Consider the following 11423-nt stretch of genomic DNA (forward strand, 5'->3'; position numbering starts at 1 on the left):
ATTTTTTAAAGTTCTTTTCTTAATCTTGCAACTGGAATGTTAAGTTGTTCCCTGTATTTTGCAATTGTTCTTCGGGCAATATTATATCCCTGTTCTTTTAAGATAACCACTAAGGCATCATCGGTAAGAGGCTTTCTTTTATTTTCTTTACTGATCACTTCCTGAAGATGAGTTTTAATTTCTTTAGTAGAAACTTCTTCTCCATCATCGTTTGTTAAGCTGTCAGAAAAGAGGTCTTTAAGATAAATAATACCGTTTGGTGTATCAGCATATTTACTTTTTACTACTCTTGAAATCGTAGAAATATCAAAACCTGTGATATCTGCAATATCTTTAAGAATCATCGGTTTTAAAGATTTTTCATCTCCGGTAATAAAATATTCCTTCTGAAACTTTACAATAGCCGTAATCGTCTGCAATAAGGTATTCTGACGCTGGTTGATGGCATCAATATACCATTTCGCTGCATCCAGCTTTTGCTTGATAAATAATGCAGCTTGTTTATGCTCTGAAGAGTTTTTATCATGAGAATAGGTGGTAAGGATATCTTTATACTCCTCAGAAACCCTTAATGTAGGTGCATTCTTACTATTAAGCATCGGAATAACCACTCCATCCTTCACCTGAATTACAAAATCCGGGATAATTTCCTGATTGATCGTTATCGTTTGCGTATCAAAATTACCTCCGACTTTAGGAGATAGTTTCGAAATTTCTTCCAGAGCATCTTTCAGATCTTCTTCTTCGATATCATACTTCTGGATGATTTTATTATAATGCTTATTGGTTAAAGCATCAAACTGATGTCTCAAAATATTAGCTGCTAAAGAAACAGCTTTATCCGAACTTACTTTCTTCTCGATTTGCAGAAGAAGACATTCCTGTAATCCCCTAGCTCCTACTCCCGGCGGGTCCAGTTTCTGTACATAATTTTCCAGAATATCTTCAGCCTTTTCTATAGTTGTATAAATACCCTGTGAGAAAGCAAGATCATCTACAATAGACTTGATCTCCCTTCTAAGGTATCCATCGGTATCCAGATTCCCAATAATATATTCTGCAATTTTTATGTCCTCAGGATTGATGTTGGCCAGATGGATCTGTTCCAATAGATAATCGTATAGAGACTGCCCTTCGGTAAGAAGGCTTTCATTATCGAATTCCTCATCGTCCGCAGAATAATTACTCGAAGCAGTTTTATAGCTTGGCTCATCATCATAGATATATTCATTCACATCAAAATCAGTTTCAATGCTTTCATTTCCTTCATTCTCATAAGAATCCTCAAGAGAAGCATAATCATCCTCTTTAGATTCCTCCTTTGCGATTTCCAGGGCTGGGTTTTCTTCTAACTCTCTTTCCAGTTCCTCTTCAAATTCCAAAGTATGAAGTTGAATCAGCTTCATTAATTGGATCTGCTGAGGAGCCAACTTTTGTCCTAGTTTGAGTTGTAAGTGTTGTTTAAGCATATTACTCTTTGTGTTTTAACATAAGATATTCCACGAATTTAATCAATTTTTTTTAAAAATTTCATATTTAGCATGATTTTTGCATTATATAATTTAACATAATAAGCTATTATTAAAAATAAAAAAGCCTTAAATTAAATTTAAGGCTTTTTTTGTATCTAGAATTCAGCACTTTTCGGCGTTCTTGGAAAAGGAATCACGTCTCTGATATTCATCATCCCTGTTACAAAAAGAATAAGTCTTTCCAGACCTAATCCAAATCCTGAGTGAGGTACCGAACCAAATTTTCTGGTATCCATATACCACCAAAGTTCTTCTTCCTCAACATGCATTTCCTTCATTTTCTGTCTAAGAACCTCAATTCTTTCCTCCCTTTCAGAACCTCCGATGATTTCTCCGATTCCAGGGAAAAGAACATCCATTGCTCCTACTGTTTTGTTATCATCATTCAAACGCATGTAGAATGCTTTGATATCTTTCGGATAATCAAAAAGAACTACCGGGCTTTCAAAATGTTTCTCTACCAGGAATCTTTCATGCTCAGACTGGAGATCGGCCCCCCAGCTTTCGATTGGGAACTGGAATTTTCCTTTCTTATTCTCTTTAGAATTCAATAATATTTCAATAGCTTCCGTATAGCTTACACGCATAAAACGTTTAGCCACTACATTTTGAAGCTTTTCTATAAGACCTTCTTTAGCTCTTTCCTTTTCAGGCTTAGCTTTTTGTTCTTCGGCAAATCTTTTATCTAAAAATTCAAGATCATCTTTACAGTTATCCAATACATACTGGATCACATATTTCAGGAAATCTTCTGCCAGATCAATGTTATCTTCAAGGTTGTTGAAAGCAACCTCTGGCTCTACCATCCAGAATTCCGCAAGGTGACGGGTAGTATTTGAATTTTCAGCACGGAACGTAGGTCCGAAGGTATAAATTCTTCCCAATCCCATAGCAGCAGTTTCACCTTCCAGCTGTCCGGAAACAGTAAGATTGGTTTGCTTTCCAAAGAAATCCTGACTATAATCAATAGCTCCATCTTCTGTTCTCGGAATATTATTCAGATCAAAACCAGTCACCCCGAACATTTCTCCCGCTCCTTCTGCATCTGCACCTGTAATGATCGGTGTATGAATGTTGAAAAACTGATTTTTGTTAAAGAATGAATGAATAGCAAAAGTTACCGCATGACGTACTCTGAATACAGCACCAAATAAATTGGTTCTGAATCTTAAATGCGCCTGCTCACGAAGTTTTTCCAGACTGTGTTTCTTTGGCTGAAGAATCGTTGTCTGTAGCTCCTCCGTAAAGTTATCTCCTAAAATAACAATCTTCTTAGCAATAATCTCTACCGTTTGTCCTGCACCCTGGCTTTCAACAACCTCTCCTACCACTTTTAGGGAAGAAGCTGTACTGATCTTATTGATAATTTCTTTATCGAAATTTTCAAAGTCAACAATTATTTGCAAATTATTAATTGTAGATCCATCATTTAATGCTATAAAGCGATTTGCACGGAAAGCTTTTACCCAACCGTATACCGTAATGTCATGATGTAATACCTTTTTGTAATCCTGTAGGATTTCTTTAATCGTTTGCTTTTTCATTTGTTGATTATAAATTTTCGTATAAAAATTAATGTCTGCAAAGTTACAAAAAAACAGCGCAAGTTGATGATTGCGTCGTCTTTAAAAAATTACCGACCCATTATTTAATATAAAATCTATTATTTACCTGGTTTTAATTAAAAAAACAGGCCTCATTCTTTGTTTTCCATAGCTTATTTTCCGTGCTGGGGAAAAGCTCAACAACACCATACCGTCACTTTGAAAGTAACTAAGTGATTAAATCAATCAAATCAATTTTCAAATATTTGCCAATGATTTAATAATTTTTAAACAACTGCATTGTAAAATACCATATAAGAGCCGATTAATAATTAAACAGAAAAATGATAATGAACACACTTCGTAAAGGTGAATTTTTCGGGCAAACCAATCAAACTCTTGATTTTGATGGTTTAACCAAAATTGAAAGTAAATAAATCACTTGATTTTCTTCATAGAAATTATGGATCCCTAACAGATATCGCTCTTGAATGCGGTTTTTCTGATCAGAGCCATTTCATCCGTTGCCTCAGGAAAAACATGGGAGTTACCCCGTTAAAATATAGAAATCTTTTAAATAAGTAATGCAATATATTTACTCGTCCTTCTTAGATGGAACTAGAAAGACATCAATAAGCCCTTCAGGCAATTGCATTTTAATAAACCTTTCTTCTCTGTTTACTTCGAGAATCCAGTCTTTAATGATAGGAATAACAACTTCTTTTCCATCCAGGTTGGTTACAAAATACGTTTGAGCTGTCTGATCATTGATTGAACGAATAACACCACAGTCATTATCATGTTCATCAAAAATAGTAAAACCAATTACTTCGTGGTAATAAAATTGTTTTCCGGTGAGTTTAGGAAGGGAAGCAAGCGGTAAGTATACACTTTTCCCCAATGACTGATCCACCAATGCTTCAGAAGAGTTTCTAAATGCGATATTCAGAGCATCAGACTTGCTCCAGGATGATTTTTCAATAAAAAAAGGAACCAATAGTCCGTTGATTTCAACGAATATTGATTCCAGTTTATTGTAAAGTTCGGGTTGATCGGTATCCAATTTAAGGATAACGTTTCCCGCAAGGCCATGTCTGCGTGTGATTTTACCTAAAAAGTAGCAATCTTCTTTACGCATACAGGGTGTTTCTTAAGCTTCAGTGTTTTCTTCAGTTTCAGCAGCTGGAGCTTCTCCTTCTGCAGTTTCTTCAGCAACAACTTCTTCAGCAGGTGCGTTAGCAGCTTCCTCAGCAGCTTTAGCATCAGCCTCAGCTTGTGCAGCAGCAGCTAGTCTAGCTTCATTTACTTTAACTTCAGCTTCTAAAGCAGCTTTTTTAGCATCAGCCTGAGCTTTAGATAAACCTTCTACTTTCCCTTGCACTTTTTGTTCTTTAGCATCTACCCAAGCAGCAAATCTTTTTTCAGCCTCAGCCTCATCAAAAGCTCCTTTAGCAACACCACCTTGTAAGTGTTTTTTGTAAAGTACTCCTTTGTAAGAAAGGATAGCTCTTGCAGTATCAGTTGGTTGAGCACCGTTGTTTAACCACTTTACAGCAGAATCAACGTTCAAATCAATTGTTGCAGGGTTAGTAATTGGGTTGTAAGTTCCTAGTTTTTCGATGAATCTACCGTCTCTTCTAGCTCTAGCATCTGCAACCACGATGTGGAAAAAAGGTTTTCCTTTTTTACCGTGTCTTTGTAATCTGATTTTTACTGACATAATGTTTGAATTTTAAGGGAACTCGTCCCAGTTAAATATTTAAGTGTGCAAAGGTAAATAAAATTTCTAATGTATCAATAAAAATGTAATAATTTATCTGTCTTATAGTATAACAAGTAAAAAAAGAAATCCGGATTACAGCCAGGTTCGGTTAAAGTGGAAACAATTATTTTTGGAGACAGGTCCCGGATACATTTTTTTTTAGACCTTTGGGAACAAAATCTAAATTGATGAAAAATTTATTGCTGTTTGCTACAATTCTGTTGTTATGTCAAAGTATACAAAGTCAATCTAAAAAGGAAAAGATTGAAAAATTAATTAGCGCTTACAGCCAACTCAATCGTTTTAACGGGAGTGTTCTGGTCTCAGAAAAAGGAAAAATAATTTTTGAAAAAAGTTACGGTATCAAAAACTTCCAAACACAGGAAAAAAACACCAATCAAAGTATCTACAGAATATACTCTACAACAAAGTCATTTACTGCAACGACAATTTTACTATTAAATGACATGGGAAAATTATCCTTACAGGATAAACTGACAATGTATTTCCCTAACTTTCCAAAAGGAGATAGTATCACTATTGAACAATTATTAACTCATACTTCCGGAATTCAGAATAATGCTAATCCTGAAGATACAAAAGATGAGAAAACATTTATAAATTTTATAAAAGCTCAACCCTTGGATTTTTCTCCCGGAAGCCAATGGAATTACAGTAATTCCAACTATTATTTATTAGGATATATCATCAACAAGACTGCTGGAATGTCTTACCAGAAAGCTATTCAAAAGTACATTCTCGATCCGTTAAAAATGACCAATACCGGTTTTGGGTTTAAAGAATTGAAAAATAAAAACAAAACAACGGGGTATGAATTTTTATCAAAGAATAATTTCCAGGAAGGTATAGTCTATGATTACGACCATCCCCATACTGCAGGAGCAATGTATTCTACAGTGGAAGATTTGTATAAATACGAGGAGGGACTTAAGAGTTATAAAATTCTGAAAAAGGAAACTTTAGAAAAAGCACAAACACCATTTCATAATTACCATTATGGTTATGGCTGGGATATGTCTCCGATAAAAGGAAAAGAAACTGTTGGGCATGATGGTGGTGGCCCTGGATTCGTTTCAAGATTCTTTACAATTCCACAAGACAACATCAGCATTATCATATTAAGCAATCTGCGAGATGACAGTCTTTATTCAATGACAAGCAAAATAGTCTCTGTTTGTTATAACCTGCCTTATCAGATTCCTACCCGTATTAACATTGATTTCAACAGGCTAAATCAATTAAAAGGAATTTACAACACCTCAGACTCTAATTTTTATATTTCCGTTAATGATGGTATGCTTACTTTGGTTGATTCTGACACAAGAAACAAGGTTTTCTTCCCGGAAAGTGACAGGAAGTTTTACACTGAAGATAATGACGGGAACAAAATTCGATTTGAATTTGAATCTGATAAAGACGGAAAAGTCAATTTGTTAAAAATAACCTCTCCAGATGGGAAGATCACAGAAGCTAAAAAGACCAGTGATTCTTTTTCTTGGGGAATTACAGGAAGTGCTACTCCAAACGGATGGGGCGGACCAGATATAAAATTAATTTCTGAGAACAAAAACACCAATATTTTGAAAGCTCAAAATATCCTTTTGAAACCGGGTGAAATAAAGTTCAGAAGCAATAATGAATGGGTAATAGAATTAGGTATCAACGGATATGGGAAACTGGTAGAACATGGCAATAATATAAAAATAGCCAATGAAGGTACTTATGATGTAATTTTGGATATGACCGATGAAACTAATCCTACCTATCAGGTGATTAAAAATAACTTCCTTCGGTAGAATTAATTTCACAGACATAATTAATTTAATCCTGTCTTCCCATATAGAAAAGCCCTAAACATCTTTGGTTTTCTTCAATGGTTAAAGAATCTTTCAGGTGATTGACAATTCCAGGAGAACTCCAATAACACCCTATTTCATTGGCTGTGCAAGTAAGATACATATTCTGTACAGCCATTGAAACAGCTGCTATTTCCTCCCATTCCGGTACCATTCCACTGAAGTTGACGACAATGGAAACAACAACATCAGCTTTGTTTATTTTAAAGCCTATGTCATCATATTTCTTCTGCAGGAAAGTTTGTTCGGACTGGGTTGCTTTGTAAATATTCTGCATTTCTAAAGCCAGCTGAGCTTTTTCTTCACCCCGGAAGGTTTTAAAACGCCATGGTTTTGTACGTTTATGATTCGGAGCCAGTGTTGCGGAATGTAAAATCTCATCAAGGATATCCTGAGAGATTTTTGTTTCGGTATAATCTTTAGGGAAGATACTTCTTCTTTGTTCTATGATCTCTTTTAGAATTTCTGCTTTATTCATAGAGACAAAATTACGAAAAAGTTGATGTGAGACGATTGCGAATAAGCATATTATTAATTATGAATATTAATTTTTCTTATTCAGTAATCGCCGTATTATTGATGTTTAATGATAATCATAAAATACATGGTACTAATTTAAAGTACTTCAACAATTTTCTGATGAATATTATTCAAAGTAAAAGCATCTCCCGGTTTCATTCCCATCATCTTTTTAGCCATGGGGCTTTGCGGTGAAATGGCATAGAAACGATCTCCTTCAAAAAAGAATTCACCCAAAGAAACCGAAATGTAAAATCTTGCTTTATTGGTTATCACCAAAGAACCCAATTGAACTTTTTCCGTGGCATTATTTAGAACTTTCGACATATTCCTTTTCAGGTCATTAAGTGCTCCAAGCTGCTTCTGCATCTGATAAATCTCTTCCTGCATTTCTTCGCGCATGCTGTCATATTTTGGAGTCTTCTTAATGTCTCGGCTCGCATCCAAAGTGAATTCTATAAAATTCTTTAGCTTCTCAATCTTTTCGGCGATCACGTTTTTAACATAATTTCTTATGTCACTTTTCTCAAATACGATCTTCTCCATAAATCTAATCTTTACATAAAGATAATATTTTTTTAAATAAATATATTTATCTCCGAAAAATTAAAAATCAGGTTTAAAAAGCCCTGTCTGCTCACAAGGCTTTTCTTATTTTACCGCTCTGTTAATTTCTTAAGTTCCCCGAGCCCCTGATCAAAAGTCTTTCCCATCTGGCTATCCATCATAGGCTTCATAGGTTTCATCATAGTGCTGAGCTCATCATCCATAGTCCAGGTTACTTTAGTTCCGTTTCCTTCCGGAGTCAGGATAAAATTTGCAACTGCTTCACCTTCGAAAGGTCTGATAAAGTGAAGTTTACTGGTTATTTTTTCATTGGGGGTTACTGCAGTAACGGTTTGTACTCCTTCTCCAACATCGTTATTCCCCTTCCATTTGTAAGAATCTCCTACTTCACCACTGGTACCGGAATAGCTGATTGCAATGTTTTTATCCGGTTTAATGAAAGGATTCCAGGTATTAAAAGCTTTTGTAGATCCAACATGTTCCCATACTTTTTCCTTCGGAGCATTGATAACTACTGATCTTTCGAAATGATACTTGTTGCCGAAAGCCACCATAGCAAATACGGCATACAAAATAGCTAAAACAATGAGTATCCCTAAGATTTTCAAAATTGTTTTCATAGTTTTTAGATTTTAATGTTAAGCCAAAATTACGCATTCCTGTTATAACACTGCTTTTCTTATGACAAGATTATGCTGATCGCTACTTTTTGTCATAACCGATAATTAAGGCATTATTTTTGACGAATTCAAAAATCAAGTTTACATCAATAAAAAATAAAATAATGAATATTTTAACAGAAAACTTCAAAACACCTTACCATACTGCTCCTTTTGATCAAATTAGAAATGAAGATTATCTTCCCGCTTTTAAAGAACTTATACAGAGATCTGAGGAAGAAATCAACGCTATTGTTGATAATAATGAAGCTCCCACATTTGAGAATGTTATTGAAGCACTCGCCTACTCCGGTGAAAAATTAGATATTCTTTCCAATATTTTTTTCAATGTAAATTCTGCAGAAACAAACGATGAATTACAACAAATCGCAGAAGAAGTTTCACCTATTTTAAGTGAATATTCTTCAAAAATTTCGCAAAACGAAGCACTCTTCAGCAAAATCAAAAAAGTGTATGAAGAGAAGGAGAAATATAACCTTAACGAAGAGCAGCAAATGCTTTTGGAGGAAACCTATAAAGGTTTTGTACGAAGCGGTGCACTACTGAATGATGAGGACAAAGAGAAGTTAAAGAAGATCAACATGGATTTATCTTTGAAATCCCTGAAATTCGGCCAAAATGTACTGGCATCAACCAACGCCTATTTTAAGCATATTACCAACAAAGAAGATTTGGCAGGTATTCCTGAAGCCATCATAGAACAATATGCTGAAGAAGCAAAAGAAAGAAACCTAGAAGGCTGGGTCCTTACATTACAATATCCAAGCTATGTACCATTCATTACGTATGCTGAAAACCGTGAACTAAGAAAAGAACTGGCTTTGGCCAATGGTAAAAAATCTTTTGATGGCGGAGAATTTGACAATCAAAACCTTATCAAAGAAATTATTAATCTGAAACAGAAAAAAGCAGAATTGCTCGGATATAAAAATTATGCTGACTTTGTATTAGAAGAAAGAATGGCCAAATCTCCAGCTAAAGTTTTGGATTTTTTAAATGAATTACTGACCAAAGCAAAACCTTATGCAGGAAAAGAAATTGACGAATTAAAAGGATTGGCAAAAGAAGATGGTATTGAAGAAATGCAAGGTTATGATCATCCTTTCTACGCTGAAAAACTTCGCAAAGAAAAATTTGATCTTAATGATGAAGAGCTTAAGCCTTATTTTCCTTTAAATCAGGTTCAGGATGCGGTGTTTGGATTAGCCAACAAGCTATTTGGATTATCTTTTGAGGAAAGAAACGATATTCCTAAATATCATGACGACGTAAAAACCTATGAAGTAAAAGAAAACGGAGAGTACAAATCATTGCTGTATGTCGACTACTTCCCCAGAAAAGGTAAGAGAGCAGGTGCCTGGATGACCAGCTATAAAAGTCAGTATAAAAAGAATGGTGAGAACTCACGCCCACATATTTCAATCGTCTGCAATTTCAGCAAACCTACCAAAGATACTCCAAGCTTATTAACATTTCAGGAGGTAACCACGTTATTCCATGAATTTGGCCATGCTTTACATGGTATGCTTGCCAATACCCAGTATCCAGGATTATCCGGAACTTCGGTAAAGTGGGATTTTGTGGAACTGCCGTCCCAATTCCTGGAAAATTTCTGTTATGAGCCGGAATTTTTAAAAACCTTTGCTAAGCATTATAAAACAGGTGAAGTTCTTCCTGATGATAAGATTCAGAAAATTGAACAATCTAAAAACTTCATGGAGGGATATCAGACGATGAGACAGTTAGGTTTTGGAATACTTGACATGATGTACCACACCAATGCAGGTGAATTAGAGAGTGAAAGCGTAAAGAACTTTGAAGATAAATACACCAAAGCAACCCAACTCTATCCCACGAATCCGGAAACAGCTATGAGTCCGAGTTTCTCTCATATCTTCCAGGGGGGATATTCTGCCGGATATTATTCTTATAAATGGGCGGAAGTTCTGGATGCGGACGCATTCCAATATTTTAAAGAAAATGGAATCTTTAATCCGGAAATTGCTGCCAAATATAAAATCCTTCTGTCTTCAGGTGGAACAAAAGATCCCATGGAATTATATAAAAACTTCAGAGGAAGTGAACCGAAAGTAGAAAGTTTATTAAAAAGAGCATTTGGATAATTACCATTTCTAATTATGAGGCATTAAGACCGCTAATCTATACAACAGATTCACAAGTACATTTTTATTATGAAAGAAAACAAATACGATGATCCTTCTTTTTTCAGACAATATGAAAAAATGCTTCGCTCTCAACTTGGATTGGAGGGAGCCGGAGAATGGTATGTTTTAAAGGATATGCTACCCGATTTTACAGAAAAGAATGTACTTGATCTCGGTTGTGGTTTTGGCTGGCACTGCCGATATGCTATAGAGCAAGGGGCAAAATCAGTAATTGGAATTGATCTCTCTGAAAAAATGCTTGAAAAAGCCAGAGAGATCAATAACCTAAAAGGTATTGAGTACTTTCGGAGTGCTCTTGAAGAGGTAACTTATCCAAATCAAACCTTTGATGTAATTTTAAGTTCTCTTACCTTACATTATGTAGAATCATTTGATACCATTGCTCAAAATATCTACAAATGGTTAAAACCCGGAGGTCAGTTTGTATTTTCTGTAGAACATCCTGTTTTTACTGCCGAAGGCACTCAGGACTGGAGTTATGATACCCATGGAGAAAAGCAACATTGGCCGGTGGATAACTATTTTATCGAAGGAAGGAGAAACACTACATTTCTTGGTGAAAATGTTGTTAAATACCACAGAACATTAACGACATACCTTAGCTGTTTATTAAACCAAGGATTCAAATTAAAGGAAGTTGTAGAAGCCCAACCAAGTGAGGAAATGCTCAAACAATTTTCAGAAATGAAAGATGAATTGCGAAGGCCGATGATACTCATAATGAGCTATGAAAAGTGAAATTAATTTTTAATGAAA

Annotated in this window: 11 protein-coding genes; 4 read left to right on the forward strand and 7 right to left on the reverse strand. The window is 35.1% G+C overall.

What is annotated here, in order from left to right:
* Positions 1-5: 5 nt before the first annotated feature.
* Together rpoN and asnS are read right to left on the reverse strand one after the other, a co-directional pair.
* Entirely contained in the window at positions 6-1469 is a 1464-nt protein-coding gene (gene rpoN / locus PFY10_08960) for an RNA polymerase factor sigma-54 (GenBank protein ID WBV58575.1), read from the reverse strand.
* A gap of 158 nt (positions 1470-1627) precedes the next feature.
* A complete protein-coding gene (gene asnS, locus PFY10_08965) occupies positions 1628-3076 on the reverse strand; it encodes an asparagine--tRNA ligase (protein ID WBV58576.1) in 1449 nt (482 codons plus the stop codon).
* Between the two features lie 423 nt (positions 3077-3499).
* Between asnS and PFY10_08970 the strand changes: the two genes are divergently transcribed.
* Entirely contained in the window at positions 3500-3661 is a 162-nt protein-coding gene (locus PFY10_08970; protein WBV58577.1) for an AraC family transcriptional regulator, read from the forward strand.
* Positions 3662-3671: 10 nt separating this feature from the next.
* On the opposite strand, the gene rimM is transcribed toward PFY10_08970, so the two are convergent.
* Together rimM and PFY10_08980 are read right to left on the reverse strand one after the other, a co-directional pair.
* Positions 3672-4214 (reverse strand): ribosome maturation factor RimM, encoded by a 543-nt coding sequence (gene rimM, locus PFY10_08975; GenBank protein ID WBV58578.1) that lies wholly within the window; start codon positions 4212-4214, stop codon positions 3672-3674.
* Positions 4215-4226: 12 nt separating this feature from the next.
* A complete protein-coding gene (locus PFY10_08980) occupies positions 4227-4796 on the reverse strand; it encodes a 30S ribosomal protein S16 (GenBank protein WBV58579.1) in 570 nt (189 codons plus the stop codon).
* 230 nt (positions 4797-5026) lie between these two features.
* Between PFY10_08980 and PFY10_08985 the strand changes: the two genes are divergently transcribed.
* Positions 5027-6655 (forward strand): serine hydrolase, encoded by a 1629-nt coding sequence (locus PFY10_08985; GenBank protein WBV58580.1) that lies wholly within the window; start codon positions 5027-5029, stop codon positions 6653-6655.
* A 25-nt stretch (positions 6656-6680) separates the two neighbouring features.
* On the opposite strand, the gene PFY10_08990 is transcribed toward PFY10_08985, so the two are convergent.
* From PFY10_08990 to PFY10_09000, 3 genes are all read right to left on the reverse strand, one after another.
* On the reverse strand, positions 6681-7193 hold the full coding sequence (locus tag PFY10_08990; protein WBV58581.1) for a nitroreductase: 513 nt from the start codon (positions 7191-7193) through the stop codon (positions 6681-6683).
* A gap of 137 nt (positions 7194-7330) precedes the next feature.
* On the reverse strand, positions 7331-7780 hold the full coding sequence (locus tag PFY10_08995) for a hypothetical protein (GenBank protein ID WBV58582.1): 450 nt from the start codon (positions 7778-7780) through the stop codon (positions 7331-7333).
* A gap of 110 nt (positions 7781-7890) precedes the next feature.
* Positions 7891-8421 (reverse strand): SRPBCC family protein, encoded by a 531-nt coding sequence (locus tag PFY10_09000; protein WBV58583.1) that lies wholly within the window; start codon positions 8419-8421, stop codon positions 7891-7893.
* A gap of 164 nt (positions 8422-8585) precedes the next feature.
* Here PFY10_09000 and PFY10_09005 point away from each other — a divergent pair, with 164 nt between their 5' ends.
* Together PFY10_09005 and PFY10_09010 are read left to right on the forward strand one after the other, a co-directional pair.
* On the forward strand, positions 8586-10604 hold the full coding sequence (locus PFY10_09005; GenBank protein ID WBV58584.1) for a M3 family metallopeptidase: 2019 nt from the start codon (positions 8586-8588) through the stop codon (positions 10602-10604).
* A gap of 69 nt (positions 10605-10673) precedes the next feature.
* Entirely contained in the window at positions 10674-11405 is a 732-nt protein-coding gene (locus PFY10_09010) for a class I SAM-dependent methyltransferase (protein WBV58585.1), read from the forward strand.
* Positions 11406-11423 lie beyond the last annotated feature (18 nt).

This window comes from Chryseobacterium daecheongense (assembly GCA_027920525.1).
GTDB classification, from domain to species: domain Bacteria; phylum Bacteroidota; class Bacteroidia; order Flavobacteriales; family Weeksellaceae; genus Chryseobacterium; species Chryseobacterium proteolyticum.

Excerpts from the sequence above, each read along its gene's own strand:
- rpoN (WBV58575.1), bottom strand. The coding sequence starts at position 1,469 with ATGCTTAAACAACACTTACAACTCAAACTAGGACAAAAGTTGGCTCCT.
- asnS (WBV58576.1), bottom strand. The coding sequence starts at position 3,076 with ATGAAAAAGCAAACGATTAAAGAAATCCTACAGGATTACAAAAAGGTA.
- rimM (WBV58578.1), bottom strand. The coding sequence starts at position 4,214 with ATGCGTAAAGAAGATTGCTACTTTTTAGGTAAAATCACACGCAGACAT.
- PFY10_08980 (WBV58579.1), bottom strand. The coding sequence starts at position 4,796 with ATGTCAGTAAAAATCAGATTACAAAGACACGGTAAAAAAGGAAAACCT.
- PFY10_08985 (WBV58580.1), top strand. The coding sequence starts at position 5,027 with ATGAAAAATTTATTGCTGTTTGCTACAATTCTGTTGTTATGTCAAAGT.
- PFY10_08990 (WBV58581.1), bottom strand. The coding sequence starts at position 7,193 with ATGAATAAAGCAGAAATTCTAAAAGAGATCATAGAACAAAGAAGAAGT.
- PFY10_08995 (WBV58582.1), bottom strand. The coding sequence starts at position 7,780 with ATGGAGAAGATCGTATTTGAGAAAAGTGACATAAGAAATTATGTTAAA.
- PFY10_09000 (WBV58583.1), bottom strand. The coding sequence starts at position 8,421 with ATGAAAACAATTTTGAAAATCTTAGGGATACTCATTGTTTTAGCTATT.
- PFY10_09005 (WBV58584.1), top strand. The coding sequence starts at position 8,586 with ATGAATATTTTAACAGAAAACTTCAAAACACCTTACCATACTGCTCCT.
- PFY10_09010 (WBV58585.1), top strand. The coding sequence starts at position 10,674 with ATGAAAGAAAACAAATACGATGATCCTTCTTTTTTCAGACAATATGAA.